Source organism: Enterococcus sp. DIV1368d, assembly GCF_050542975.1.
GTDB classification, from domain to species: Bacteria; Bacillota; Bacilli; order Lactobacillales; family Enterococcaceae; genus Enterococcus_D; species Enterococcus_D casseliflavus.
Genome location: NZ_CP172939.1, coordinates 3,347,958 through 3,374,448 on the forward strand (window position 1 = coordinate 3,347,958; position 26,491 = coordinate 3,374,448).

Consider the following 26,491-nt stretch of genomic DNA (forward strand, 5'->3'; position numbering starts at 1 on the left):
GTTTTCCCTGAGTAAGCGTTCCTGATGTTGGTCTTGCTCTTAACTCGCGCTGTGACAAGCATTTTCTACCGTGTCAGGCAAGCGAGAAGGGCAACTGCGCCTTATTTTCTTACAAAAAACCCGATCCTTGCTGATATTCAGTCGAGGATCGGGTTTCTTTTGCTTATTTTACGATGGCTAAGAAGTCTTCTCCTTGCAAGACATCGGTTTGGTTCATATCCATCACATCTAAATATTGCGGGGTGTTCGTCACAACGATCGGTGTGATCGTGGATAAGCCAGCTGCTTTGATCGTATCTAGATCAAACTTCACTAACAAATCACCGCGTTTGACTTGATCGTCTTGTTTAACAAAGACCTCAAAGCCTTTGCCCTCTAGTTCCACAGTATCCATACCAATATGCATCAGAACTTCTGCTCCATCCGTGGTGGTCAAACCAACGGCATGGCCAGTAGGAAAGAGCGTCGTGATGGTGCCATCTGCTGGCGCATATAAAGCCCCGACAGTTGGTTCGATAGCGATACCTTTTCCTAATGCACCAGAAGAAAAGACTTGGTCTTTGACTTCTGCTAAGGGAACCACTTTGCCTTCTAACGGACTGCTGAGGATCACTCGTTCTTTAGACGAACTCTCTGTGGGTGCTGCTGGCTCTTTTGCTGGTGCTGCACTGGCATCAGTTGCTGGCTGATCTTCAAAACGTAAGAAGAAGGTCAAGACAAACGCTGCGCCAAAAGCGATAGCCGTGCCGATCGAAGCTGCGATCAGACCACTTAAATCTTTCGTATCTTGTGGGATAAAGGACGGCAGACTTAGTAAGCTGACTAACCCAAAGGTATAGTTTTCGACTTGGCTGAAGCCAATAAAGGCACCACCGAGGGCACCACTGATACACGCGGCGATAAATGGTTTTTTCAATGGCAAAGTCACCCCGTACACCGTCGGTTCTGTGATCCCAAAAATTGAGGTGATCGTTGAAGAAAGGGCCAAGCCTTTCAATTTCACATTTTTTGTCATAAAGAACACTGCTAGCGCTGCACCCCCTTGAGAAAGGACAGCTGGCAATAGCATTGGTACCATGGTATCGACACCGGTTTGGCTGAGATTCAACATGATGATCGGTACAAAGCCCCAGTGCATGCCAAACATCACAAAGACTTGCCATAAACCACCCATGACAGCGCCAGCGATCAGTGGGCTGAAGTGGTAAATGCTGTCATAGGCACTACCTAACAAGTTTCCTAAAATCGTTCCTAGTGGACCGACGACAATAAAGGTCAATGGCGCCATGATCAAGAAGACCGCTAAAGGCACACAGATGATCTGTAAGAAGCTAGGAATGACTTTTTTAAAGAAACGCTCCACATAGCTTTGTAAAAAGACCGCTAATATAATCGGAATGACGGAAGACGTATAAGCACTCGCACCAATAATGACCGGAAGGCCTAAGAAACTCAACGTTTGCCCAGCCAAAGCGGTAATGTCTGGATGAACCAACGCCATCGCTAAGGAAACCGCTAGAAATTCATTGGTACGAAACTTCTTCGCTGCAGTAAAAGCCAACATCACTGGTAAATAAGTAAACAGCCCATCAGCAATCGCATACAATACGGTGTAGACCCCAGAATCAGCTGCTAACCAATTCAAGGTGACTGCCAGCGTCAAGAATCCTTTTAAGACCCCAGCACCTGCCATTGCGCCTAAAAATGGCGTAAAAATCGACGAAATAATATCCACCAGTTGATTCAAGAGGTTGCCTTTGTCGCCTTTGCTGTCTGCTTCGCCGTCGAAGTTCGCTACCCCATTCAATTCACGATAGACATCGCTGACATGACTGCCGATCACCACTTGGTATTGTCCGCCGCTTTGAACGACTTGGATCACGTCGTCGTCTTGATTCAAGCGTGCCGTATCCGCTTTGTTCTCATCTTTTAATTTGAAACGCAAGCGGGTCGCACAATGCACCACGCTGTTGACATTTTCTTTGCCGCCCACCGCATCGAGGACGCGAACTGCAATTTCTTTATTTGAACTCATTTTTTCAACACTCCTTTTTTAATAAAAAAACCCAGATTGAAAAAACGACCGTCCAACGAGTCTTTTCCTCGCTGACTGTTGTCTTTTCAATCTGGGTATTGCCTGCCTGACAGTAACAATCCGTTAATGATTGAATGTTAATTGGTTTGATCATTGACGACACGTTCGATATGGATCGTTAAGTAGATCATTTCTGATTCACCGATCGATTTGTCGTAGGTTTTGATCAAGTACTCGTTGATCCGTTGGACCGTTTGAAACGCTTTAGGGTACTTCGATTGCACAAGGGCAAATAAAAACTCATCTTTTTCCCCTGAAAGTTCATCGCTTAAATAACGCTGCGCAAAATACTGCAAATGCGTGGTAATCCGTTGATAATTCAAGGAATCTGGGTTAAAGACCCGTCCATAAAAGCGACTGATGATCGCCAGTACGTCACGTACGATTTCTACCGCTTGCATCGTGGTTTCCATCGTGCCATTGGCTTGTTCGCTATTGACGATATGAAAGGCGATAAAGCCGATCTCCGATTCTGGCAATGTAATCCCGAAGACTTTTTCAAAATAAGCAACGGCATCTGCTGCAACCGCATACTCTTTCGGATAAAACTTGCGGGTCTCAAACAACAATGGATTCGGCAGCTCAATGCCTTCATGTGCCCGAACCAGCGCATAATGGATATGGTCGGTCAGGGTCAAATAAATATTTGGCGACAGCTCGATCCCCAAGGATGCTTCCGCATCATCCACCACTTGCTTGACGGCTTCGACTTCTTCCACAGGAATGTCTGAAAACAATTGCTGAAACTGATTTGCAGTAAAGGTATCCTTTAACACAAATTCTTTTTCGACAAAGGCTTCATCCACTGGATCGCCGACTTTTTTCTTAAACGCAATGCCGCGACCCATATAGATCACTTCCTGACCGGCATCATTGGTCGAGATGACGACATTATTATTTAAAATTTTTCCAATAACCATCGCTTTCCCTCACTCCAAAATAAAAAAACCTAGAATCTCCCCGTTAGCGCGCTACGGTCAATTCTGGTTTTGCCTGCCGAACAGTAACAATCCTTGTAACTGAAAGAATAATAACACACCCCTGTGGCAGATGCAACCCTTTTCAAATAAAATTTCTGCAACGGGTTTTTCCTTTGTTATACCATTGAAGGGTTCTCCTTGCAACATCCTTCACTACCTAAAATGCTTTGTTTTTTAATAAAAAAAGGAACGGCCCAGCTGCAGCCATTCCTGATGTATCAGAGTTGCTTTCTTTGCTGTCCCATGCGCCGCTCTTTCATCGCCGTCCCTAACGTACCATAGGTGAAGACAGCGATCCCTAGCCAAATAAACGCAAAGGCGGAAAATTGGGCCAGTGAATAGGTTTCGTGAAACAAAAAGATGGCTAACAAAAGCATGATCGTCGGGTTGACGTATTGAATAAACCCAAGCGTAATGTAAGAAACATTTTTCGCCGCTTCCGCAAACAGTAACAGCGGAATAGCCGTCACGATCCCAGCACCCATCAATAAGAGATTGGTTTGCAAGGGATAGTTCATAAAGCCGACGGTTGAAAATCCTAAAATATACACGAGGGCAAAGGGGAAAATCACCATCGTTTCGATCGTTAACCCAGTAACCGAACTAATGGGGATTCTTTTTTTGATCAAGCCATACGTACTAAAGGAAAAGGCCATGATCAGTGAGGCATAAGGAATCGTTCCTGTTTGGATCGATAATAAGATCACCCCGATACTTGCCAGCAGACACGCCAGCATGCCAGTACGACTAAGACGTTCCTTCAAAAAAACGGTCGCTAACAAGACATTGACTAGCGGATTGATGTAATAGCCTAAGCTGGCTTGCATCACGTGGCCCGCACTCACCGCGAAGATAAAGGTGAACCAGTTGATGGAGATCAGCACAGACGCTAAAACGATCAGTCCAGCAAACACTTTGTTCTTCCACAGCAGACGCGCTTCTTGTAAAAATTGCGTTTTCTTCCCGGAAAGCAAAATAAACAGCACCATAAAAACAAAGGACCACACGATTCGGTAGCACATCGTTGCTAATGGCGAAACCCCAACGATTATTTTCCAATATAGTGTGACCAAGCCCCACAAGACATAGGCAGACAACCCAAAATAAACGCCTTTATTCTTCATTTTCTCCCTGATTTTTTTCCATTAAAACAAGTCTTTCCTGAAAAAAAATACTCCTCCTAAACCATAAGTTATCTTATTATATCGAATTTTTTGGCTTTTCATAGAGTTTCATGAAATAAATCAAGAAAAGCACCCTTCAAAGAAAGGTGCCCCTCTTTATTCCAGCGGTTCTTCCGCACCTTCCAGCCACACGGCTTCTGGTTTCTGATCACGAATCAAAAATAGCCCCGTTGCAAACAGCAGACCAGAAGCGATCGTCATCAATAAGAAAGAAACATTCATCCCATGAAGCAGTGCACTCGTCCCCGTTAAGGTCGTGCTGTTTTGCGCCACACTATTCATGATCCCGACAAATAATGCTGTCCCGATGGCGCCTGCCACCGTTCGCAAAGAAGTCAATAATGCTGTTCCATGCGCCGTCAACTGCGGCGGAATATTTTTATTTCCCCACGTCACGAAGGGCATCAACAAACAGCCTGTGGCGGCACAGCGCAGCATGTTCAAAACCACTGCTACCCAAATACCCGTGTGCATATGGATGAAATACATGCCGATGTTGCTCAAGACCAGTGAGCCGCCGCCGAAAATCGTCAACAGACGGATGCCGACTTTGTCATAGATTCGTCCAGCCACCGGACTTAAAAAAGCCGAGACCAAGGAACCTGGCAAAACGACTAACCCTGAGATCGTCGCTGATTTGCCTAAAATCGACTGCACGTAAAGTGGCATCAGCATCGCCGAACCCATCAAGACCAAGTAAAGCATGATACTGCCAAAGACACTGATGGCATATTCTTTTGTTTTTAAGACCCGCAGATCCAAAAATGGGGTTTTCGCTCTTAACTGACGGAAGACAAAGAAGATCCCTGCTACCAAACCGAGCCCTAAGGTTCCTAAAACGGGTAAGCTGAAAAAGCCATAGCTGCCGATATTGCCAAAGCCTAAAGTAATCCCACCAAAAGCGAAGGCACTCAAAACAAAAGAGGTCTGATCAAATTTGCTGTTGCTTACTGGCAACACATCATCAAAAACCTTTATGGCCCAAATCAGTGAAATCAAAACAATCACGGCAACGATATAAAAAATCGCATGCCAGTTCAAGCGGTCCACGATCACCCCAGCAAGAGTCGGTGCGATCACGGGTGCCGCGGTGATCGATAGTCCATACCAGCCCATCACGGCACCGATACGATTGATCGGATAGATCGATAAGAGGATCACTTGTGCCATCGCGGTCAAGATCCCGTTACCCACAGCCTGCAAAATACGAGCAAGCATCATGACTAGAAAATTGGGCGCTGTAGCACAAAGCAGCAAGCCCACCAACGCAATTCCTAAGGCAGCGAGATACAGCTTTTTGGTTGGCACACGATTCATAAGATATGCCGTCAATGGCATAACGATCGCCATCGCCAAGGAATAACCGCTAGTCAGCCATTGTCCCGTAGTGACGGAAATCTGCAGGTCAGTGACGATGGCGGGTAAAGCCGTCGTCAAGGCGGTCGCCAACATGGATACGGCAACACATGTAATCATTAAATTAATAAAAATCAGCGTCCGCTGACGTTCCGTTCGTTGGACTGTTTCACTCAATCAACGTCCGCCTCCTTCTCAAGATAAAACTGTTCGATTTTTGCTAAGGCTTGACCAAAGGCTTGTTTTTCTTCTGCCGTCAAATAGGTCAGCATTTCTTGGTGCGCCTTGCTGCGTTTTTCTTTCATTCGCTGTGCCTCTTCCTTGCCTGCTTCCGTCAGCGAAATCAGATGGCTGCGTTTATCTTTCGGATCGACTTCTTTTTGGATCAGCCCTTTTTCAGCCAGTTTTTTTAGTAGTTCGCCAGTGGATGTCGAGCGAATCGCTAAATACGCGGCGAGATCTTTTTGGGTCAACGTCCCTTTTTCGTCCAATACCAGTAGGCAATTGAACTGTCCCCGACCTGGCATAAAACGCCCATATTTTTGTTCCGCATACCGCCGATTTAATTTATACACTTCAAACAATCGTTCCACGATTTCTTGTTCGGAAACCATCGACCTTCAGCTCCTTTCGCCTCTTCACTATTTAGATAGGTACCTAATTAAAAGTCTGTTCTCCATTTTACATAGGTACCTACCTATTGTCAAGGAAGGATTGACAATGAGAGCGGGTACAGCAACCAAAAACGAAAAAAGCATTGAAACTTACGCTTCAATACTTTCCTCGTGGTTCTTTTTCTCCGCAAACTCTGCCAGCAGTTGCCGGACTTCATCCGTTGATTTGGTATTCATCAATTTTGCCCGCAAATCACTGGCTCCAGGGAAGCCTTTGACATAGATTTTAAAGAAACGATGCAATCCTGCGATCGAGCGTGGCACCATTTTGGCGTAATGGTCCTGCAGATCTAATTGCAGCTGCAACAAGCCTAATAGCTCTTCTGAGGTATGCTCTTTCGGTTCTTTTTCAAAGGCATAGGGATTCTTGAAAATACCCCGGCCGATCATGATTCCGTCTACGCCATATTTTTCTGCTAGCTCCAAACCTTTGGTACGATCAGGGATATCGCCGTTGATCGTCAGCTTCGTTTGTGGGGCGATTCTATCCCGCAAGGCAACCACTTCAGGAATCAATTCCCAATGGGCATCGACCTTGCTCATTTCTTTGCGGGTTCGCAAATGGATCGAAAGGTTGGCGATATCCTGTTGCAGGACATGGGTCAACCAAGCTTCCATTTCTCCTAGTTCGGTATAGCCCAGGCGGGTCTTGACACTGACCGGCAGACCGCCAGCTTTGGCTGCTTGGATCAGCTCTGCAGCAACTTCTGGTCGCAAGATCAAGCCGCTGCCTTTGCCTCGTCCAGCAACGTTTGGCACTGGGCAGCCCATATTTAAGTCGATCCCTTTAAAGCCCATCTCCGCTAAGCCGATACTCATCTCACGGAAATACTCTGGCTTGTCGCCCCAAATGTGGGCTACCATCGGTTGCTCATCTTCGGTGAAGACTAAACGTCCCCGCACACTGTCGCGTCCTTCTGGATGGCAATAACTATCGGAGTTGGTAAATTCCGTAAAGAAAACATCTGGTGCGCCGGCAGCTTGAACGACATGCCGAAAAACGACATCGGTGACATCTTCCATTGGTGCTAGGATAAAAAAAGGCTTCGGCAATTCAGCCCAAAAATTTGTTGTCATGATTTACGCTCCATTTCTTTGTCCAAGGATCTTATTTTATGACCCCACTTGCAAAACAAACCCCATTATACTAAGAATGCGTCAAAGAAGCAAAAGAGCAAGATACGCGTATCAGACCTAGTACGAAATTTCCTTTTAAGCTTCCCAGTCATCCTCCCATTCTTCTTCCCAATCTTCCTCTTCTTCATCCCAGTCATCCCAAGCTTCTACTTCTTCCTCCTCAGCGAAATCATCTTCGCTATCCGATACAACGTTCTTCACAAAAAGGGCTACAGAAGTATCCTCAACCATCAAACTGAGTAAAATCTGCCGCATATCTGCTTCATCTAGCTGATCCACCAGCTTCTGATAGACCTCACGGCGTCCTTTACGTTTTGGGGGAGTCAGCGGCTTATTCTTTTCTTTCGCTCTCGTATAGGCGAATAAAACAGCCGCAAGATGTTTGCAATTAAAACCAGCCGCAAAGTGAGGACAATTACAAAATTCCTCCACGACCTTGCCCTGTTTTAGCGCAATTTCTACTTCATAAAGCTCTGTGCCGAATACTTCGGCCAGAATAAGCTGATCATCCGCTCTCAGTCGCGCCACACAACCGCTTAAATAATATTCTTTTCCTCTTTCCAAAATATGGGATTCAAAATAATCTTGCCATTCAAGCATTGCTTCTCTCCTCCTCATTCATTAAACTAGAGAACTATGATAGGATTTAACCGATTGCTCATTAATACTGCCGCATAACTGGTGGTTCGTAGGCTTGAATAAAAGCTTCAAGCTCCTTCGTTGTTTGTGCAAAGCCGATTTTTTCGCGATCGGCTTGTGTCAAGAACTCGTTTTCCACCATATTGTCATACAAAGCTCTCGTTGCGCGGTAAAAATTGTTCACATCATAAAAAGCACACGGATTCGGGTTCTGACCGATTCTTGACCACGAGATCATCTCCGTGATTTCTTCCAGCGTCCCGGGACCACCTGGCAGTGCGACAAACGCCTGCGACAATTCGAACATTTTTCGTTTTCTTTCTGACATCGTCTCGACGACATGGAGTTCGGTCAATCCAGGATGTGCTAGTTCCCGATCTTTTAAAAAGGTTGGGATCACCCCGATCACCTGACCGCCATTTTCTAAGACAGCATCTGCCAGCACGCCCATCAAGCCCGCTTTTCCGCCGCCATAGACCAGCGTATTTTGCCGTGAAGCGATCCACTGCCCCAATTCTTGGGCGGCTGTTGCAAAACTAGGTTCATTACCGACACTGGCACCACAATAGACTGCAATTTTCATAAAACTCTCCATCATCCTTCTCAATCATTTTGAAATAGTATATCATGATTCTGATAAAGGTTCTGGGAAAGGATGGAAAAAAATTTATGAACATTGAGGAGTATCAACGATTTATCAGTGACTTCTACAAAGCCCGCAACTGGTATCAGTACGATCCGTTTATTCGGGCGAATTTTTTAGCAGAGGAAGTCGGGGAAGTGAGCCGTGCCATTCGGACATTGGAGATCGGTCGTGACCGTCCCGATGAACAAGAAGGCTTGCCAGAAGAAAAACTGGCAAACCTGACGGAAGAATTGGGCGATGTACTGGATAACTTATTTATTCTCGCCGATAAATACGATATTTCTTTAGAGACGATCATGCAAAAACACAAAGAGAAGCTATTGTCTCGCTATCAAATGGACCACGTGACAGAAAAAAACAGCTAACGGGCTACTTGTTGTGGAACGGGCAGCGGCAAAGGTTGCTTTTCCCCAATACAAAAAACCAACGTTTCTGTGGTCAATTGGCCAGTGAAACGTTGGTTTTCTTCTATTATATAAAAAGTTGGTTCTCCTTTTTATGCAATAGGAGGTGCTTATTGTGCCATTTGCTCTACCAGTTCTTCCAATCCAGTCAAGGCTTGGTAGCCGTAGCCAAAGAGATAATTGTAGTCCATGCTGTAGACTTGTTTGTTTTTGATGGCTTTCATGCTGGAGAGTTTGTCATTTTTGTACAAGCCTTCAATGATTTCTTGACCAGAAACACTGCCTTCGATCGTTGACCAGTCGCCGACGATCAAGACATCGGGATCCGTTTCGATCAAGGTTTCGACACTGACTTCTCCTGAATAGTCTTGAAACACATTGTTCAGTTTGATCATATCAAAGTTGCTGTTGAAAAAAGACTCGTCTTGAGCGGCATAGACACTGACCACACTTGGATCAGACATAAAGAGATGGGCAAAGGTTTGCTCTTCTTTGTCTGCCACTTTTTCTTCCAAGGCACTCTGGCGATCCTTTAATTCTTTTTCAAAAGCAGCGGCTGCCTCAGGGACATTGAAGAGCTTACCAAGGTTTTCAATGTCTTGATAAACGGAATCAAATGTCGCCCCAGTGACAGAGGTTTCTTGGACGTAAGTCGGAATGCCCATCTCGTTCAAGGAATCAACGGTGCCGACGCCCCAATCTTGATTATCGAAAAGTCCCCCGCGGCCAAAAATCAAATCCGGATCCACACTGAGCGCCGTTTCTTTACTGATATAGTCGCTGCCCAGGTCGTTTAGTTCTGCATAATCAGCAGCAACTTCCTCATCGGCGGCACCAAAGGTTGCACCGACACCCGCAATCTGATCCTTGAGGCCGAGATGCAGCAGCAATTCCGCTGCTGGTCGTGTGTTGGCTACGACTTTTTTTGGTGCCTCATTAAAGGTTTGGTCCTTGACGGTCCATTGCGTGCCGCCTTCTGCTTTGGTGTAGTTGCTGATGGTTAAGGGATACGTACTTTCTGCCTGCGAGGAAGAAGCCGAAGTTCCTTCATCCTTCGTATTGCCGCAAGCGCTTAATGTAAAGACTGCCAATCCTACCCCAATCATTTTTCCCCATTTATTCATCTGTTTGCTCCTTTTCAAAATAATAATGAAACCCTAATCCGCCTGTGATCGGATGATGGTAAATACTGCATTTCACGCCATAGATCTCTTCGATCAGTTCTTCTGTCAGCAGCGTTTCTGGTTCGCCATACCCTACGACCCGACCATCTTTTAAGGCATAGATGATGTCGCAATAGTTGGCTGCTTGTTCCAAATTGTGCAGCGCCGCCAACAAGCCAATCTTCAGATGCTTGACGGTCTCTAAGATTTCCAGTTGATATCGGATATCCAAATGATTGGTCGGCTCATCGAGAATCATAAATTTCGGTTCTTGGGTGATGGCACGAGCAAGGACGACCCGCTGTTTTTCGCCTCCTGATAATGAGAGGTAGCTGCGTTTTCTGTAGGCACTTAACCCTGTTTTGGCTAAGGCTTCGGTGACCAGCTCATGATCGGCTTTGGTGTCTTGTTCCAACAAACCCTTGTGGGGCGTGCGGCCTAAAAGCACCATCTGTTCTACTGTTAAATCAAAGCTCAACTCATTGAACTGACTGACGACGCTGACTTGCTGGGCGACTTTTTTTTCGGAACTTTTCAAAATATTCATCTCACCCAAATAAATGTCGCCGCTGTCAGGTTTCAACGTTTTGTAGATAGCTTTTAACAATGTAGATTTGCCGCTGCCGTTGGAACCAATCAAGCCGACAAATTGCCCCTGTGCGGTTTGGACGGAGATGTCTTTTAGTATCTGCTGATCCCCGATCGTCAGATTGAGCTTTTCAACTGCTAATTTCATTCCGTCACCCCCCAAAGTTGTATTGCCGTTTGACAATGATATAGATAAAGATCGGTGCACCGATCAGCGCTGTAATGATCCCGATCGGCAGTTCGACTCCTTGCAGGGTCGAGCGGGCGATCACATCCGCCCAAATCAAAAACAACGCGCCTGTCAAAGCGGTCAAAGGCATCAACAGGCGATGATCCGCCCCGCTGACTCCACGTACGATATGAGGAATGATCAAGCCGACAAAGCCGATCATACCAGAATTCGCAACGATGATACTGGTTAATAGCGCTGCTAGCAGCATGTAAAAACGACGATAGAAGGTCAGCTTGACCCCTAAGGTGGAGGCAACTTCATCTCCCAGCAAAAGCGTATTCAAAACACGGTATTGCGTCAGGAAGAACAGCGTGATCAAAGAAACCAGAACCACGATAAAGCCCAATTTGTTCCAAGAAGCCGAGGCTAAGCTGCCCATCGACCAAAACGCCACAGTCTTCATCCCTTCTGCATTGCTAGCCAGATAGATGATCAAGTTTGAAACAGAGCTGCATAAGGCACTGACGATCGTCCCCGACAGCACAAGTTTTGTGGAAGTCATTTTCCCACCGATACTGGCAAGCAGCAGCACCAAAATAGTGGCAATCCCCGCTCCTGCAAAGGCACCAAACGATAAGCCCAGTTGTAAGACTAGCGCCGAGCCGCCAAAACCGACTAAGATGGCGAAGGTCGCCCCTAAGGATGCGCCAGAAGAGATTCCTAAGATATAGGGATCTGCCAGCGGATTTTGGACCACCGCTTGCATCACTGCCCCGCTGATCGCTAACCCCATGCCTACAAAAATAGAGAGCAAGACCCGCGGTGCCCGAACAAACCAGACGATATTGATGTTTGCGTCTGAAATGCCTGAAAGATCACCAACCAATCCATGGCTGATTTTATAGAAGAGAATTTGGTAAACTTCGCCAAGGGTGATATTGGCTTGACCGTTTGCCAAAGCAACTCCTGCAGATAAGAGAATGGCGACAACTAAAACACAGCAAATGATTGTCGAAACCATCCAACGATTTGATTTAATCAACCCTACCGACATGTGATTCTCCTTTATTCAGCACGACTCCCTCCTGATTTCACAGCAAAAACAACCTTGACTGTTGCCTCGCCGTCATCATAAAAGAAGCATCTGTGCGTTTTTTCGCTTATAACAGTTCTTCTCATGAAAAGCGCCAAAGCCATGTGCTGCTTTGACATCTATTTGCAAATGAGAATCACTCTCAATGAATAGAGTCATTATAAGGAACCTTTTGTGAAATGTAAATAATTTTCTGAAAATTTCCTTAAATAAGAGTTATTCTAATGTTCGTGATTGATTGGGCGTTTTCCTCTCCATTAACCTATCGAAAATACGGTACCCGTGAAGAAGCGAATCCTTTGGCATAATAATCAAGTGTTTTTTTTATGATGAAAAAAAGACAGACTTCATTTTGTACGAAGTCTGTCTCCAGTCTGATGCCTATGCTCAGGCAGGCTTGTTCTTGCTAGCTTCCCTTTGTTCGAACGTGAAACCTATGCGTTGCCAAGGATTTGCTGATTCAACGAAATCATCTCCAAAAGACCTTGAGCGGCTTCGCTGCCTTTGTTGCCAGCTTTGGTTCCCGCCCGTTCAATGGCTTGTTCAATCGTTTCAGTCGTCAACACACCAAACATGATCGGAATGTCGGCATTCAGACCAATTTGGGCTACGCCTTTCGCCACTTCATTTGAGATCAATTCATAGTGGGTCGTTGCTCCGCGAATCAAGGCACCTAATGTCACGATCCCATCGTATTGCTTGTGGTCAACGATTTTTTTGGTAATATACGGAATCTCATAAGCCCCTGGAACCCAATACACATCGATGTTTTCTGCTTTGACTCCATGACGCAACAAATTGTCTTTGGCGCCTTCCACTAACTTGGAAGTGATAAACTCGTTGAATCGTGAGACTACGATCCCTACTTTGACTGCCTCTCCCTGAAACGTTCCTTCAAATACTGTCATCGTTCATTCTCCTTTGGCTGATTAAATAGATAGGTAATGGTGAAACTTTTCTTTCTTCGTTTTCAAATAGCTGCTGTTTTCTTTATGCGCAGGCATCTCCAGCGGTACTCGTTCTGCTACCTTAATTCCTAAGCTTTCTAATTCCTTCACTTTGTCAGGGTTGTTGGTCATCAGTTGAATCTCCTGCACTTCTAAGGAACGTAAAACATCGGCGGCAAACGTGTAATGACGAGCATCTGCTGCAAACCCTAATGCAATATTTGCTTCATAAGTATCCATGCCTTGTTCCTGCAGCTGATAGGCACGGAGCTTGTTCCGCAAGCCAATACCGCGGCCTTCTTGGCGTAGATACAAAATCGCACCGCGGCCTTTTGCTTCGATCTGCCGCATCGCTTCTTGCAGCTGTTCGCCGCAATCACAGCGATGAGAGCCGAAGACGTCGCCTGTTAAACACTCTGAATGGATCCGTAGTAACAGCGGCTCGGTAGTATGTTGAATCTCGCCTTTGGCTAGTAAAAGGTGTTCATTGCCGAACTCATCTTCAAATAAGGACAATTGGAACGCCCCATAAGCCGTTGGCAGATCCACCGTGATAGGCGTGGTTCCTCGTAGATATTCCGCCAACTCATCAATGGTCAAAAACGGCAGCTGCCATTTTTCTGCTAATTTTTTCAATTCTGGGACCCGAGCCATCGTGCCATCTTCCTTTAAAATCTCACAAATGTAGGCTGCTTCCACGCTGCCAGCAAGCTTTGCTAAATCCACCGCCGCTTCTGTATGTCCTCTGCGTTCCAACACGCCGCCAGGTTGAGCGGTCAATGGGAAGATATGGCCAGGGCGATAAAAATCCGCAGCCTGTGACGCAGGATCAGCCAACTTTTCAATCGTCACTGCCCGGTCTTTCGCAGAAATTCCCGTACTCGTCGTCACGTGATCGACACTGATGGTAAACGCGGTGCCAAAGGCATCCGTATTATTGGCGGTCATCTCAGGCAATGCCAGCTTTTCAGCGATCGCTTGTGAGATGGGTGCACAGATCAAGCCGCGGCCATAAGTCGCCATAAAATTGACAGATTCTGGCGTTGCGTATTCAGCGATCCCAATCAAATCTCCTTCTGATTCTCGATTTTCATCATCGGCGACAATCACTAAGCCGCCTTTTTTTAACCATTCCACTGCTTGTTCTACTTTATGCATCGTCTGCCTTCTTTCATTTTCGTTGGTATTTGACATATTTCCCGATCATATCCGTCTCGATATTGACCCACTCCCCTTGTTTCAACTGCCCCAGCGTCGTCTGGTCTTTGGAATGGGGGATCAAGCTAACGGAAAATGCCTGTGCCGTCGTCTGGGTAACCGTCAAACTGACGCCATTGATCGCAATCGACCCTTGCGGAATGATTTCCCCTTGCACACTGACAGGATAAGCAAACGTCAAGATCAAGGCATTTTCCAACTGCTTTTTCTGGATCAAACGGGTCGTTACATCAATGTGGCCTGCGACAAAGTGGCCTTCAAAACGCTGCGTCGCTGCCATCGCTCGCTCCAAATTGACTTCGGCACCCACCGAGAGTTGTTTAAAGGTGGTTCGTTGAAAGGTTTCTGGCATGATATCCACCGTAAACGTCGTCGCTTGTTTGGCGATCGCCGTCAAACACGTCCCGTTGATCGCCATACTGTCTCCGATCTGGTAATCCGCCAGTAATCCTTCGGACGCACTGCAAGTTAGCTGGATCGTGCGGCTTTGCTTGCGGATCTCTTTGATGCGGCCTTTTTCCTGAATCAATCCTGTGAACATTCCTCTGGTCTCCTTCCTCGGATGCAAACATCTTCCCCAACTGCAGTCACCGTCACTTCTGTTAGCTGCTGCAGCTGTTTCGGGGTACGCTCACTGGTAAAACTTGCGAGACTATTGCCCCCAAGAAACTTTGGCGCCACATAGGTAATGCTTTCTTGCCACAGTCCGCTGGCTAAAAAGGCATCATGGATCGCAGCGCCTCCTTCTACGTAAAGCGATTGGACCTGTCGTGCGGCAAGCTCCTTCAGCAATGAAACAATTGTCAACTCTTCCAGCTGGATCACTGACACATGAGCTGGCAAATCACTGACAGTTGTCTGCTGCGTAAAAATCCACACAGGTGCCGAATCATCGACAAACAGTGCCAAATGGGGTTGCGACAGCGTTCGCCCCCGACGGTCTAACACGATGCGAATCGGCGGAAAGCTGGTTTCAACCGTGGTCAATAAGGTGGGATCATCCGTCAACACCGTCTGACTGCCCACTAAGATTCCTTGATAGTCCCCACGTTCTTGATGGACGTTTTGCCAAACCGCTGAACCAGTGATCGCACTGCGGGTCAACGCATCATGAGCGATCCGGCCATCTAAAGTGATCGCTTGCTTCAACGCCACGTAAGGTCGCTGATGCTGATGGTAAAAATTATAGTGTGGATTCAAACGGCGCACCGCTGTTTCTTCGATGCCCACCAACACGTCGATGCCCTGTTCTTCTAAAAAGCGCTTGCCTTGTCCAGCCACGATTGGGTTAGGGTCTAACTGGCCGACGACTACCTTTTTGATGCCACTGTCGATGATCAGCTGGGTGCAAGGCGGCTGTTTTCCTTGATGGTTGCAAGGTTCTAATGTCACGTATAAAGTCGAATTGATTAGGTCTTCGGAGGAATGGCATTGTTCGATGGCGTTTCGTTCCGCATGGGGCTGCCCATAGACTAAGTGAGCCCCTTTGGCAATGACCCGTTGCTCTTTGACGATCACAGCGCCCACTAGCGGATTGGTAAAGGTTTGGTAGCGCCCTTTTTTGGCTTCTGCGATCGCCAAACGCATGTATTCGTTATGCATCTTCCTTCCTCCTTTCAATAAAAAAATGCCTCGTGAGAATCTCACGAGGCATAGACAAACAAGACCGGCAAAAAATCAATTTTAGACGCACTGCGCCCCTTGAAATTTTGTGGTTTTTCTTCTCCCATCCAGACTTTCACTGTCGGTGCCAGATTCACACTGGCTCCACCGCATAGCTATGCGGGTCACGGACTTCAAGCATTGCGCTTGTCACCGTCGGTCGGGAATTACACCCTGCCCCGAAGAATACTATTCAATTCATGTGCATTTTAGCCCGACCATTTTTGTTTGTCAATAGGCCTGATTACAAGCCGATAGGAATTCCTCTTGGCTTTTTCTTTTGGCAACCCCAAAGCAGCGACAGCAGAAATCTCTTGTCGTTCCGCCATTTTCCTAAGCTGCAGCAAGGCGGTTTTGCCTGTGAAAAACACGAGAAAACCTAGGTTAAATATTTTTTCTCGAACGAAGCCATTTATCAAACTCCGTCACGAGTAAGACGACCATCCCAGAAGCTGCTGAGATGACCCAGCCGATCAAGGACATGTCCTCAGTATGAAAGGCGCTTTGCATAAATGGAACATAGGTCAATAACAGTTGCAGAACCAGCATCACACCAATGATCACGAATGCTTTTGGATTGGTGAAGGAAGCTTTAGAAAACGCTGGTGCACTTGTACGGATGTTGAACAAATAGAAAATCTTACTCAAGACCACGATATTGACCATCATGGTACTGGCAACGGCTTCGCTGACGCCTTGCAGCAAGAGCCAGTCATGAGCGATCAAACTGATGACTGCCATCAAGATCGATACATACGCCATCTGCCAAATATCGTGGCGATTCAACAATTTATTGCCTGTCTTTCGCGGTGTGCGGTTCATGATCCCAGACTCTGCTGGTTCAAAGATAAACGCAAACTGGATCGTAATAGCAGAAACCATGTTGATCCACAGCAGTTGCGTCGCCTGCAGCGGCAATTCTTTTTGCATCATGATCGTAAAGGCAATGATCAGCCCTTCGGCAAAAGATGTCGGCAACAGAAACAGAATGCTCTTTTTGATGTTGTCATAGATCCTGCGTCCTTCGCGAATCGCTAAGGACATGGTACCGAAATTGTCATCGGTCAAGATCATATCAGCAGAGTCTTTGGCTACATCCGTGCCGCTGATCCCCATCGCTACACCGATATCCGCCCGCTTCAACGCAGGGGCATCGTTGACTCCGTCCCCTGTCATCGCCGTGACTTTGCCTTTGGCTTGTAGCGCTCTGATAATGTCCAATTTATTTTTCGGCGTGGTTCGTGCAAAGACTTGATTCGTCAAGGCAGCATCTTGAAATTCAGCTTCACTCATCTGATCCAACTCGGCACCAGTCACGACGTGAATCTCATCCGCTAAGCCAAGCTTTTCCCCAATCGCTTTGGCGGTCAGAGGGTGATCGCCAGTGATCATTTTCACTTGAACACCGGCTTGGTTCATTTCCTTCAGGGAGGCAATCACTTCTTCTCGCGGCGGATCGATGATCCCAGCGATCCCTAGTAATTGCAGCCCTTGCTCAAAAATCGTTTCATCAATGTGATCAATCGAAACTTTCTGATAGCCCACCGCTACCACTCGTTTGCCTTCTGCCGACAAGCGGCGGACATGGTCTGTCCAATAGGCTTCATCAAAAGGCGCCGCTTGTTTTTGCACCATTTCAAACAATTTATCTGGGGAGCCTTTAACAAATAGCAAGCGTTCCCCCGCAGGGTTTGCCACTAGTTTCGCCATGTAGCGGTTGTCCGAATCAAAGGGCAGCATATCCAGCTCTTGGTAAGCAGGTGCTTGCGGATAGGCAAATTGCTTATGATACAGCGTCAAGAAGGAGCCATCTGTTGGTTCCCCATTGATCGTCCAGTGATTTCCTTCTGGGACCAGTACCGTATCGTTGGCTTCGTAACCAGCTTCCAAAAACAACTGCAAGGTGTCTTGCGCGTGGACGTCCTCCTGCTTTAAACGAATTTCTCCCACCGGCGCATAGCCGTCACCCGTCACTTCATATTCCTGCTCAGCCAATACGATGTCTTTGACCGTCATTTCATTTTTGGTCAGGGTACCTGTTTTATCCGTCGCGATCACATCCACTGAGCCTAGCGTTTCAACCGCTGGCAGCGTTTTGATGATGGTGTGCTTGTTTTTTGCCATGTCGCTGACACCCATCGCCAAAACCACCGAGGTCGTTGCTGGCAATCCTTCTGGGATCGAGCCGACGATCATGGTGACAACGGCTAAGGATAAGACAGAGATCGCATAGGTCTGCTGGAACAAGCTGACGACAAATAGCAAGACCGCCACGCCCATAATCACATAGGTGATGCCTTTCCCCAGTCCATCGATCTCTTTCATCAACGGCGTTTTTCGTTCTTCCGTTTGATTGACTTCAGCTGAGATTTTCCCGATCTCAGTCTTGACGCCAGTAGCGATCACGATCCCTTTCCCGCTTCCTGACGTCACGGAAGTCGAAGCAAACGCCAAATTCCGTTGTTCCGCTAATGGAGTTGCTTCATCCATTAAGGCATCTGTTATTTTTTCCACCGAATCGGCTTCACCAGTCAAGGCGGATTCTTGGATACGCAAGTTGTCGGCTTCGATGATCCGCAGATCTGCGGGCACATTGTCACCAGCTTCTAGGAATACGACATCCCCTGGAACGACTTCGGCAGCTGGAATATCTTGACGAATCCCATTCCGATAGACCGTGGCTTCTGCTGATAGCATCTCTTTGATCCGTTCTAATGCATCGGAAGCATTCGCTTCTTGGTAATAACCGATCAACGCATTGACCAGCACGACGATGCCAATGATCACGGCATCAGAGAAATGCCCCATCAGCAGCGTTAAGATGGCGGAGAAAATCAAAATGTAGATGATCGTGTTATGGAATTGTCGCAGCAGCAAACGCCACTTGGCGGTTTTTTTAACCGCTAATTGGTTCAATCCGTAGGTTTCTAACCGCTCGGTTACTTGCGCCTCATCTATTCCTTGATCGATAGAGGGGACCTGATACTGTTCGATTGTTTCTGACACTGATAACTGAAACTCTTTTTTATTCATTTTTTTTCTTCTTCCTTTTCTTTTTCATTGATGGATAACACAAATAAGCCCCTTATTTAGAAACTGCTCCTAAATAACGCGCTGTTGTTTGTCTCCTATTCAATTAAAAAGTAAGGCAAGTCAAAATAGTGTTTCTGCTCACCGTCACTCGAGTCGCTTGACATTCGTTTACCACCCCCTCTAAAGTTAGCAATAAGCGTAACAAACTATTTTTCCAAAGTCAAGAGTCACCGCTTTCAAAAATGAAAAGTGGCTGGCTTCTTCACAAAAAAAAGCCGCACGCCAACGATTCATCGCCGTGCAGCTCCTTCAGTACATTCTCTTCAAGCCCAAAGGCTCGCCTTAAAGCTGATCCAGTGCCTCGCTGATGGGGGTTTCCCCAGCTTGGACTTTGATGACTTTTTGATAAGTTGCTGGACGTTCCAGCATTTCACCTAACAAGATGGCGACATCCTCGATGGGGATCGCACCAGAGGTCGTTTCACTGATCTCGATCAAACTAGAACTTGGTGTTTCTTTCAACGCACCCGGCTGCAAAATCGTATAGTCTAGTGCGGTGTTGTCGATCAGCCAGCGATCAGAGAAAAATTTGGCGATCGTGTAATCCATCAATGACGCCATGCCTTCCCTTTGCCACTGTTCAGGTTCTAAGGCATAGGCTGAGCTAAGGTGGATGTAGCGCTTGATTCCTTTTGCTTCAGCGGCTTGCATCACTTTGACCGCACCATACAGATCGGATTGCAGCAAGTCTTTGCCTCGGGAACCCGCCACGAAGTATACCGCTTCCGCATCTGCGAATTTCGCTGCCATCTCTTCCGGTTCTGTGTGTAAATCAAAGAACACGGGCTTGATCGTCTCCGTTTCTGTGATTTTCTCACTGCTGCGCGCACCAGCATAAACGATGTGTCCTTGTTTTTCTAGAAAGGTGATCAATTTTTGACCTACTCGTCCAGTAGCACCAACGACAAAAATTTTCATTTTCTTTGCTCCTCTCGTTTCTTTTTCCAACTCTTGCTAGTATCATCGTAGGACAAAAACCAAGATCCAACAACTATTCTGTTTCTAAACGAAGGGGAAAAAAGCACAGCACAAACCAATTCTTGCTGTTTTTCCCCATAGAAACCCATGTTTTTTAAAAAACACCCAAAAAAATGAAAAAAATTTTCTCAAACGATTGACAAAGCGTTGACTCTTTTGTAGACTAGGTAGAAATAATTTAAATATTTAGAAAATTCAAAATAAAGAAAAGGACGGTGGCGTATATGACCCGCACCAATGTTAGCAAACGAATTATTTTATTATTATAGTCGGGACTGTTTGATTTTATACATTCAAAGAGTCCCTATTCACATTGCATCCAAAAAGAAGAACAGCTTCTTTAGATGGAGTGTTTTTTTATACCCATTTTCAAGAAAGCTGCCTTTTGCAAGCTGACACCTTGATGTCAGATAGATCCAAAACGCTCGTTGACCAACTGCTGCCGATTCCCCGCGGTTATGCACTGCACTTATTCTAAAGACCCCTTCTGTTTGGACACTTGATTGGTCAAGCAGAAAAAGGAAGGATGATTTTTTATTATGAAAACCGTCAACACGATCGCTGCTTTTGTAAACAAGTATTTGATCTACATCATGATTTTATTGATGATCGTCTCTTATTTTTTCCCGCAACCCTTCTTATGGATTCCACCTCGTACAACGATTCTTTTGAGCATCATCATGTTTTGTATGGGGATGACTCTAAACGTTGCTGCGTTTAAAATGGTCGTCTTACAGCCCAAAGCATTCATCTTAGGGGTGCTTTTCCAGTTCACCATCAGCCCTTTGGTGGCTTACGGCTTAGCGCAGCTGTTTGGTCTTTCTTCCGGTTTGATTATCGGTTTTGTCTTACTAGGCTGCGTTTCTGGTGGAACCGCCAGCAATGTCATGACCTTCATCGGCAAAGGCGATGTCGCCCTCACCGTTTCCATGACCACGGTATCGACCTTGTTAGCGACCGTCGTTACACCCTTTTTGGTTTATGTCTTGGCTGGTCAGTACACCGAGATCTCCTTCTGGGAAATGCTCTTGTCTGTCTTGCAGATGGTGCTCTTGCCGATCATTTTAGGGGTGACCGTCCACAAACTCATTGCCAAGCACATCGAGCGATTTCTGCAATCATTTGTGTTGATTTCTTCCGTCAGTATCTTATTGATCGTTGCAGGAACTGTCGCTCGCAACGGCGCCGTCATCGTCCAATCTGGCTTGATCGTGATTTTCTTAGTCTTGCTCCATAACTTGATCGGCTACGGCGCAGGCTATGGTCTGAGCCGTGTGATGGGCGTCAGTGCCACCCAAGCCAAATCCATCATGTTTCAATTAGGAATGAAAAATACTGGCCTAGCAATCTCGCTAGCCAATGCCCACTTTGCCGCCATTGCGGCAGCCGTTACCCCTGCCGCAGTCGGCATGGTGATCCATCAAATTACCGGACCAATTTTAGCCAATCTCGTGGCCAAGAAAGAAGGAGAAAAGTATGAGTCAAAGTATCTTTTTGCCAAACTACACAATCGGGGCGGACGCCTACGAAAAAGTAAATGACATCGTAAAACCATACGGCACCAATGCCGTGATCATCGGCGGAAAAACCGCCCTTGAAAAAGCCGAAGACAAGATTAAAGCCGCTTTAACGTCAGCAGTCCAAGTGACGGATACCTTGTGGTACGGCGGCAACTCGACCTATGAAAACGTCGATCAGCTGTTCGCTACTCCAAGTGTCCAAGCCGCCGATGTTCTATTCGCCGTTGGTGGCGGCCGCGTCTGCGATACCGTCAAAGTGGTTGGGGAAAAAGCTGGCAAACCAGTCTTCACCTTCCCAACGATCGGCTCCAACTGCTCACCAGTCACCGCGGTTTGTGTCATCTATAAAGAAAACGGCGAGATGCAAGGGTTGTTTTTCCCTTCGCAACCGCCGACCCATGCCTTTATCGACAGTGAGATCATCGCCCAAGCCCCCGACAAGTACTTATGGGCAGGAATCGGCGATGCCCTCTCCAAAGAGATCGAATCAACATTTTCAGCGCGGGGCGATCAGCTAGATTACACCGATGGGTTAGGCATCCAAATCGGCAAAATGTGCACAGAACGCTTATTGCAATACGGCACACAAGCCTTGAAAGACAGTGCCGCCAATCAGCCGTCTTATGCCATTGAGCAAGTCGTCTTGGATATCATCGTAACCACCGGCTTAGTTTCCGTCTTAGTCATCAATGATTACAACTCCGCCCTTGCTCATTCCTTTTACTACGGAACGACCGTTTTGGAAAAAATGGAAGACTATTTACACGGCGCATCCGTTAGTTACGGCGTTTTGGCCTTGTTGCAGCTTGATCAGCAAGATGCCCTCTTCCAGCGCATCTACGCCTTTATGAAGGAAAACAAACTGCCGGTTTGCCTAGTGGATATGGGCCTTAACGACACCAGCGATCTTGAGGCAATCTTAGACAAAGCAATGACCACCAATGACATCGTCCACGTGCCTTATGAGATCACGCGAGAAATGTTCAAACAAGCCATCCTAGACGTGGAAGCCTATCATGCCAAACAAAACCAAGCAGCATTGGCAGCTGCCAATTAAATGAAACCCTCCAGCAACGAATTGCTGGAGGGTTTTTGTATGGCCTTTTTTTCGCTTCTTCGTACTTTTCCTCCTTCTTCTTTCTTACATGTTAAAAAACATGCAATCGTTTACTTTGATTTATTTTTAAAAACTTATTACTATTTTAGTATAACAAAGGAGGAGATTGGTTTGGAATTGGTTTATTTATCTGGGTTGTTTTTGGTCATTTTCTTGTTGTATTTTCTGGCAAAGAAAAATAATCGCATCAAACAGTTATTTTCGAAGATCACGATTGCTTTTCTGCTTATTTACTTGGTTTGGCGTTTGTTTTTCACGATCCCTATGGATAGTTCTGCTTCACTAGTATTTGGGATCATTCTCTATATTGCGGAAGTCATTGGTTTGTTTGTCTATGGCTTTTTTGTTTACCTTTTTTCCAACAAGCTCTCAAAAGAATACCGCTACGAGGGGGATGAAGCAGAAGAATTCTTGCCAAGTGTCGCCGCTTTTATTTGTACTTACAATGAAGACATCAAGCTGGTGATCGCCACGGCACTGGCTGTCAAAGCCTTGAAATACCCCAACAAAAAAATCTATATCTGCGATGATGGCCATCGAGAGGAACTAAAAGAAATGGCCGAGCGAATGAACCTCGGCTATTTGACCCGCGAAGGAAATGCCAATGCTAAAGCTGGGAATATCAACTATGCCTTGTCCCAAACCAGCAGTGACTTGATTTTGCTTCTGGATGCTGACTTTATCGTCAAAAAGAACATTATTTTTGAAGCTGTCGACTATTTCCGCAATCCTAAAGTTGCATTGGTGCAATATCCACAAACATTTTATAACAAAGATCCTTTTCAATTACTGCGCAAATCCATGTACAACGAACAGGAATTATTCATGCGCTTTCTAGAACCCGCACTTTCTCGTGAGAATGCTTTGATCCATATCGGTACCAATGCCATCATTCGTCGCAGTGCCCTTGAAGAGATCGGCGGCGTTCCTACCAGCAGTATCACCGAAGATATGGCGACCGGGATGCTTTTACAAGACGCCGGCTATGAAACGATTTTTATCAATAAAGCCTATGCCTTGGGGATCACTCCTTACACTGCCAAAGAGCTGACCTCACAACGGACTCGGTGGGCGCAAGGAACGAAACAAATTTTTGACCACTTCAAACCACGCCGCTTAAAAGGATTGTCGTTCATGCAAAAACTTTGTTATTACAACTCCTATTTGTATTGGTTTACCTCTTTCCAAAAAATCATCTTTTTATTGGCACCAACCTTATTTATGGTTTTTGATATCTTTATCGTCAGAAGCAACAATCACCAATTGTTGCTGTTCTTTTTACCGCCTTTCATTATGATTTCCCTGTCGTTTCGGCTGTATGTCCCTAAGATCAGGAACCTGACAAGCTCCCACATCTATGATTGCTTTGTCGCTCCTATCCACACTGGGGCATTGATCAAAGAATTTATGAAATCACAGAAAAAATTCAACGTGACCAAAAAAGAGATCGTCGGCAGCAACGCCTTTGATTGGCGAACCGTCTTGCCCCACATCATCCTCTTTACTTGGATTTCCTTTGCCTGTCTGGTGGCTGGGTATCGTTTGTACCGAGGAGAAGGCTATGAATTCGGCTATATCGTGACCTTGATTTGGTCGCTCTATAACCTCTATGGCTTGTTTTATGCCATTTTGATCGGGAAAAACCGTTTTATCGAAAGTGATAGTGAAGCCTTGAGTATCGCCATCAATCGTCAGCTTTCTTATGATGCGAAGACGTTCGAAATGTATCAAATGAGTTTCAACGGCTTCCGTATCCGTACTCATCCCGAGCAACTATTCGTACCAGGTGAAAGTTATACCTTTTACGATGATAAACACCGCTTCACCATCAATTCGATCTGTCTGGAGGATCATGGCACCTATGTGACTTTTGCCTTCAACAATCTAACACCGCAATCTGCTGAAGAGCTTGCCAGCTACTATAGCGACCAGCTCAATGCTGCCAAACAGTTGGAATTTGATATGGAGGAAGAAGTCGCAGAAATGAATAGTTAGCCCCGCCCCCTTTGTCGCAAGAGACAAAGGGGCTTTATTGATTCCAGAAAGCTCCTTAAAGGGCAGTTCTCCATCTTCTGATGATTCTCTTCCTTTAGATAACACTCTGGCCTTTGCTGCATCCTTCTCCAATGATCATTGATTGAAAGAGCCATAACAGAATCTTGATGATGTCTCGATGGCAAATACTTTTTAAGCCTTTAGAAAATATTAAAAAGTCTGCTTTTCCTATGACCTGATTGAGCTGATACGCTTGTCACTGCTCACCCGTTTGTGAATAAAAGCGCATGGAAAAGCAATCCTTGTTATACTTATAAATAACACGAATTCCTTAGAAAAAGGAGGAACCCTCATGACCCGTTACAAACGATTTCGCTTTGTTCATTTAGGCGCTCTTTTGGTGTTGGGCTTACTCCTCACTGGCTGCAGTGCGGATACGGCACCAATTGAAGAACAACCGACTACCAACACCGCCACTTCTTCTGAACCAGCGGTTTCCTATGAAACCTTTCCATTGCCGCAACCAATCTTAGACGGGGAAACCAGTGTGTCGGAAGCTCTCTTCGAGCGGCGCTCGCAACGGGATTTTCAAGACACTGAGCTAACACAAGAACAGCTGGCACAGCTTTTATGGGCCGCTGCCGGTGTCACTACAGAAGATGGTCGCCGGACAGCGCCTTCGGCTGGTGCCTTGTATCCCTTAGACCTCTATGTCGTGGTCACACAGGTAACGGGGCTTGAGCCAGGGCTTTATCTGTATCAACCTGAGCAACATGTCTTAGCAAAAGTTCTTGCCGGCGATTTTCGGACCGCACTGGCGGAAGGTTCGTTGGATCAGCAAGCGATTCAACAAGCACCTGCCACATTGCTTTATACAGTGGTTTATGAACGACTGATCGAGCGCTATGGGGACCGAGGAATCGAACGCTATGCCTATATCGAAGTCGGTCATTCCGCCCAAAACGTCCTTTTGCAAGCCCAAGCGTTAGGCTTAGGTGCTGTGCCGATCGGCGCCTTCACGGATCATGAACTCAAAGAATTATTAGAACTGCCAACGGAAAATGAACCCCGCTATTTGATTCCTGTAGGGGTTATTGAGTAGCGCTACTGAGTAACAGGTCTCATTTTTCGTGGGGTTGTCAGTCTTTCATTAGAAACTGGCAAGGTTGATTTTCCCAGCAAAACTAGTACAATCGAAAAACCACCTGCAAAAACAGCAGGTGGTTTTTCGATGGACTTACAGTTTGTATGCTCGGACTTCTTCTGGTATTTCTTCTAGTGGCAACTCTTTTACCACCGCTTCGGTGCCTGCTGCCATCGCGGTATCGTAGTACCAGCATTTGTATTTGATCGTATTCATGGTTTCTTGTAAGGCTGCCATTTGCTTTGTGACTTCTTCCAGACGTTCATGAAACAGCTGCTGCCGTTTCTGCAAAGACGCATCGCCTTCCTCGCCCCAATCCAAGAAATTCTTGATGTCTTTGATGGGCATGCCAGTATTCTTCAAACAATCGATCACTTTGATCGTCGCTACTTCTTTTTCGGAAAACACCCGAATGCCGCCATTACTACGGGCCAGCTTCGGAAACATCCCTTCTCGATCGTAATAACGCAGAGTCGAGATGGGGATATTGGTCGTTTGTGATACTTCGCCAATCGAGTAACTCACTTGCATCGCTCCTAAAAAAAATTTTGTTTATTACTTGACCTAAACCTAACTTCAGGTTCTACAATTAAAATACACCGCAAGCACTGTACTGTCAATCACCTATCGTCTCACAGGTTCACCATTGGCAGTAGCAGGATTCGCTGAAAAAGTCATTCATTGGA

23 protein-coding genes and 1 riboswitch are annotated in these 26,491 nt (G+C 46.2%); of the genes, 5 read left to right on the forward strand and 18 right to left on the reverse strand.

Annotation, left to right across the window (positions count from 1 at the left end):
- Positions 1-163: 163 nt before the first annotated feature.
- The 8 genes from IGJ44_RS15880 to IGJ44_RS15915 form a co-directional block, all read right to left on the reverse strand.
- Complete coding sequence (locus IGJ44_RS15880) at positions 164-2,035, reverse strand: beta-glucoside-specific PTS transporter subunit IIABC (RefSeq protein WP_074536477.1); 1,872 nt, start codon at positions 2,033-2,035, stop codon at positions 164-166.
- A 137-nt stretch (positions 2,036-2,172) separates the two neighbouring features.
- Positions 2,173-3,015: a BglG family transcription antiterminator LicT gene (gene licT / locus IGJ44_RS15885; protein ID WP_074536476.1), complete on the reverse strand. Its 843-nt coding sequence runs from the start codon at positions 3,013-3,015 to the stop codon at positions 2,173-2,175.
- 278 nt (positions 3,016-3,293) lie between these two features.
- Positions 3,294-4,199 (reverse strand): EamA family transporter RarD, encoded by a 906-nt coding sequence (gene rarD / locus IGJ44_RS15890; protein ID WP_074536475.1) that lies wholly within the window; start codon positions 4,197-4,199, stop codon positions 3,294-3,296.
- 156 nt (positions 4,200-4,355) lie between these two features.
- Complete coding sequence (locus IGJ44_RS15895; protein ID WP_430605951.1) at positions 4,356-5,792, reverse strand: MDR family MFS transporter; 1,437 nt, start codon at positions 5,790-5,792, stop codon at positions 4,356-4,358.
- On the reverse strand, positions 5,789-6,229 hold the full coding sequence (locus tag IGJ44_RS15900) for a MarR family winged helix-turn-helix transcriptional regulator (protein WP_005230651.1): 441 nt from the start codon (positions 6,227-6,229) through the stop codon (positions 5,789-5,791). The genes IGJ44_RS15895 and IGJ44_RS15900 overlap by 4 nt, the downstream gene beginning before the upstream one ends.
- A 150-nt stretch (positions 6,230-6,379) precedes the next feature.
- Positions 6,380-7,366 carry a tRNA dihydrouridine synthase gene (locus IGJ44_RS15905; protein WP_005230648.1) on the reverse strand — a complete coding sequence of 329 codons (987 nt, stop codon included), beginning with the start codon at positions 7,364-7,366 and terminating at the stop codon, positions 6,380-6,382.
- Positions 7,367-7,501: 135 nt separating this feature from the next.
- Complete coding sequence (locus IGJ44_RS15910; protein WP_074536474.1) at positions 7,502-8,026, reverse strand: SWIM zinc finger family protein; 525 nt, start codon at positions 8,024-8,026, stop codon at positions 7,502-7,504.
- Positions 8,027-8,087: 61 nt separating this feature from the next.
- Positions 8,088-8,648, reverse strand: a complete 561-nt coding sequence (locus IGJ44_RS15915; RefSeq protein ID WP_074536473.1) for a TIGR00730 family Rossman fold protein — start codon at positions 8,646-8,648, stop codon at positions 8,088-8,090.
- An 86-nt stretch (positions 8,649-8,734) separates the two neighbouring features.
- Between IGJ44_RS15915 and IGJ44_RS15920 the strand changes: the two genes are divergently transcribed.
- A complete protein-coding gene (locus IGJ44_RS15920) occupies positions 8,735-9,076 on the forward strand; it encodes a MazG nucleotide pyrophosphohydrolase domain-containing protein (RefSeq protein ID WP_015510530.1) in 342 nt (113 codons plus the stop codon).
- 149 nt (positions 9,077-9,225) lie between these two features.
- On the opposite strand, the gene IGJ44_RS15925 is transcribed toward IGJ44_RS15920, so the two are convergent.
- The 9 genes from IGJ44_RS15925 to IGJ44_RS15965 all read right to left on the reverse strand — a co-directional run bounded on the left by IGJ44_RS15925 (position 9,226) and on the right by IGJ44_RS15965 (position 19,969).
- Positions 9,226-10,239 (reverse strand): ABC transporter substrate-binding protein, encoded by a 1,014-nt coding sequence (locus IGJ44_RS15925; protein WP_074536472.1) that lies wholly within the window; start codon positions 10,237-10,239, stop codon positions 9,226-9,228.
- On the reverse strand, positions 10,232-11,014 hold the full coding sequence (locus IGJ44_RS15930; protein ID WP_010748955.1) for an ABC transporter ATP-binding protein: 783 nt from the start codon (positions 11,012-11,014) through the stop codon (positions 10,232-10,234). The genes IGJ44_RS15925 and IGJ44_RS15930 overlap by 8 nt, the downstream gene beginning before the upstream one ends.
- Positions 11,015-11,018: 4 nt before the next feature.
- The gene (locus IGJ44_RS15935; RefSeq protein ID WP_074536471.1) at positions 11,019-12,092 is read right to left on the reverse strand and encodes a FecCD family ABC transporter permease; all 1,074 of its coding nucleotides are present in this window, start codon (positions 12,090-12,092) and stop codon (positions 11,019-11,021) included.
- A 473-nt stretch (positions 12,093-12,565) separates the two neighbouring features.
- On the reverse strand, positions 12,566-13,039 hold the full coding sequence (ribH, locus tag IGJ44_RS15940; RefSeq protein WP_005230622.1) for a 6,7-dimethyl-8-ribityllumazine synthase: 474 nt from the start codon (positions 13,037-13,039) through the stop codon (positions 12,566-12,568).
- A 21-nt stretch (positions 13,040-13,060) separates the two neighbouring features.
- On the reverse strand, positions 13,061-14,236 hold the full coding sequence (locus IGJ44_RS15945) for a bifunctional 3,4-dihydroxy-2-butanone-4-phosphate synthase/GTP cyclohydrolase II (protein WP_074536470.1): 1,176 nt from the start codon (positions 14,234-14,236) through the stop codon (positions 13,061-13,063).
- Positions 14,237-14,249: 13 nt separating this feature from the next.
- Positions 14,250-14,837 (reverse strand): riboflavin synthase, encoded by a 588-nt coding sequence (locus tag IGJ44_RS15950; protein WP_005230617.1) that lies wholly within the window; start codon positions 14,835-14,837, stop codon positions 14,250-14,252.
- Positions 14,822-15,898, reverse strand: a complete 1,077-nt coding sequence (gene ribD, locus IGJ44_RS15955) for a bifunctional diaminohydroxyphosphoribosylaminopyrimidine deaminase/5-amino-6-(5-phosphoribosylamino)uracil reductase RibD (protein ID WP_005230615.1) — start codon at positions 15,896-15,898, stop codon at positions 14,822-14,824. Before ribD ends, IGJ44_RS15950 begins: the two co-directional genes overlap by 16 nt.
- 112 nt (positions 15,899-16,010) lie before the next feature.
- Positions 16,011-16,149: riboswitch (FMN riboswitch) on the reverse strand.
- 193 nt (positions 16,150-16,342) lie between these two features.
- The gene (locus IGJ44_RS15960; RefSeq protein ID WP_074536469.1) at positions 16,343-18,991 is read right to left on the reverse strand and encodes an HAD-IC family P-type ATPase; all 2,649 of its coding nucleotides are present in this window, start codon (positions 18,989-18,991) and stop codon (positions 16,343-16,345) included.
- A 342-nt stretch (positions 18,992-19,333) separates the two neighbouring features.
- Complete coding sequence (locus IGJ44_RS15965) at positions 19,334-19,969, reverse strand: NAD(P)H-binding protein (RefSeq protein WP_430605961.1); 636 nt, start codon at positions 19,967-19,969, stop codon at positions 19,334-19,336.
- A 599-nt stretch (positions 19,970-20,568) separates the two neighbouring features.
- Between IGJ44_RS15965 and IGJ44_RS15970 the strand changes: the two genes are divergently transcribed.
- From IGJ44_RS15970 to IGJ44_RS15985, 4 genes are all read left to right on the forward strand, one after another.
- A complete protein-coding gene (locus tag IGJ44_RS15970) occupies positions 20,569-21,570 on the forward strand; it encodes a bile acid:sodium symporter family protein (RefSeq protein ID WP_074536467.1) in 1,002 nt (333 codons plus the stop codon).
- Positions 21,506-22,606: an iron-containing alcohol dehydrogenase family protein gene (locus tag IGJ44_RS15975; RefSeq protein WP_074536466.1), complete on the forward strand. Its 1,101-nt coding sequence runs from the start codon at positions 21,506-21,508 to the stop codon at positions 22,604-22,606. Before IGJ44_RS15970 ends, IGJ44_RS15975 begins: the two co-directional genes overlap by 65 nt.
- Positions 22,607-22,777: 171 nt before the next feature.
- Positions 22,778-24,661: a glycosyltransferase family 2 protein gene (locus tag IGJ44_RS15980; RefSeq protein ID WP_074536495.1), complete on the forward strand. Its 1,884-nt coding sequence runs from the start codon at positions 22,778-22,780 to the stop codon at positions 24,659-24,661.
- Positions 24,662-25,013: 352 nt separating this feature from the next.
- Positions 25,014-25,763, forward strand: coding sequence for a SagB/ThcOx family dehydrogenase (locus tag IGJ44_RS15985; protein ID WP_074536465.1), 750 nt, complete (start codon positions 25,014-25,016; stop codon positions 25,761-25,763).
- Positions 25,764-25,898: 135 nt separating this feature from the next.
- Here IGJ44_RS15985 and IGJ44_RS15990 read toward each other — a convergent pair whose 3' ends face one another.
- On the reverse strand, positions 25,899-26,336 hold the full coding sequence (locus IGJ44_RS15990) for a MerR family transcriptional regulator (protein WP_005230594.1): 438 nt from the start codon (positions 26,334-26,336) through the stop codon (positions 25,899-25,901).
- Positions 26,337-26,491: the final 155 nt, after the last annotated feature.

Excerpts from the sequence above, each read along its gene's own strand:
- IGJ44_RS15880 (WP_074536477.1), bottom strand. The coding sequence starts at position 2,035 with ATGAGTTCAAATAAAGAAATTGCAGTTCGCGTCCTCGATGCGGTGGGC.
- licT (WP_074536476.1), bottom strand. The coding sequence starts at position 3,015 with ATGGTTATTGGAAAAATTTTAAATAATAATGTCGTCATCTCGACCAAT.
- rarD (WP_074536475.1), bottom strand. The coding sequence starts at position 4,199 with ATGAAGAATAAAGGCGTTTATTTTGGGTTGTCTGCCTATGTCTTGTGG.
- IGJ44_RS15900 (WP_005230651.1), bottom strand. The coding sequence starts at position 6,229 with ATGGTTTCCGAACAAGAAATCGTGGAACGATTGTTTGAAGTGTATAAA.
- IGJ44_RS15905 (WP_005230648.1), bottom strand. The coding sequence starts at position 7,366 with ATGACAACAAATTTTTGGGCTGAATTGCCGAAGCCTTTTTTTATCCTA.
- IGJ44_RS15910 (WP_074536474.1), bottom strand. The coding sequence starts at position 8,026 with ATGCTTGAATGGCAAGATTATTTTGAATCCCATATTTTGGAAAGAGGA.
- IGJ44_RS15915 (WP_074536473.1), bottom strand. The coding sequence starts at position 8,648 with ATGAAAATTGCAGTCTATTGTGGTGCCAGTGTCGGTAATGAACCTAGT.
- IGJ44_RS15920 (WP_015510530.1), top strand. The coding sequence starts at position 8,735 with ATGAACATTGAGGAGTATCAACGATTTATCAGTGACTTCTACAAAGCC.
- IGJ44_RS15925 (WP_074536472.1), bottom strand. The coding sequence starts at position 10,239 with ATGAATAAATGGGGAAAAATGATTGGGGTAGGATTGGCAGTCTTTACA.
- IGJ44_RS15930 (WP_010748955.1), bottom strand. The coding sequence starts at position 11,014 with ATGAAATTAGCAGTTGAAAAGCTCAATCTGACGATCGGGGATCAGCAG.
- IGJ44_RS15935 (WP_074536471.1), bottom strand. The coding sequence starts at position 12,092 with ATGTCGGTAGGGTTGATTAAATCAAATCGTTGGATGGTTTCGACAATC.
- ribH (WP_005230622.1), bottom strand. The coding sequence starts at position 13,039 with ATGACAGTATTTGAAGGAACGTTTCAGGGAGAGGCAGTCAAAGTAGGG.
- IGJ44_RS15945 (WP_074536470.1), bottom strand. The coding sequence starts at position 14,236 with ATGCATAAAGTAGAACAAGCAGTGGAATGGTTAAAAAAAGGCGGCTTA.
- IGJ44_RS15950 (WP_005230617.1), bottom strand. The coding sequence starts at position 14,837 with ATGTTCACAGGATTGATTCAGGAAAAAGGCCGCATCAAAGAGATCCGC.
- ribD (WP_005230615.1), bottom strand. The coding sequence starts at position 15,898 with ATGCATAACGAATACATGCGTTTGGCGATCGCAGAAGCCAAAAAAGGG.
- IGJ44_RS15960 (WP_074536469.1), bottom strand. The coding sequence starts at position 18,991 with ATGAATAAAAAAGAGTTTCAGTTATCAGTGTCAGAAACAATCGAACAG.
- IGJ44_RS15965 (WP_430605961.1), bottom strand. The coding sequence starts at position 19,969 with ATGAAAATTTTTGTCGTTGGTGCTACTGGACGAGTAGGTCAAAAATTG.
- IGJ44_RS15970 (WP_074536467.1), top strand. The coding sequence starts at position 20,569 with ATGAAAACCGTCAACACGATCGCTGCTTTTGTAAACAAGTATTTGATC.
- IGJ44_RS15975 (WP_074536466.1), top strand. The coding sequence starts at position 21,506 with ATGAGTCAAAGTATCTTTTTGCCAAACTACACAATCGGGGCGGACGCC.
- IGJ44_RS15985 (WP_074536465.1), top strand. The coding sequence starts at position 25,014 with ATGACCCGTTACAAACGATTTCGCTTTGTTCATTTAGGCGCTCTTTTG.
- IGJ44_RS15990 (WP_005230594.1), bottom strand. The coding sequence starts at position 26,336 with ATGCAAGTGAGTTACTCGATTGGCGAAGTATCACAAACGACCAATATC.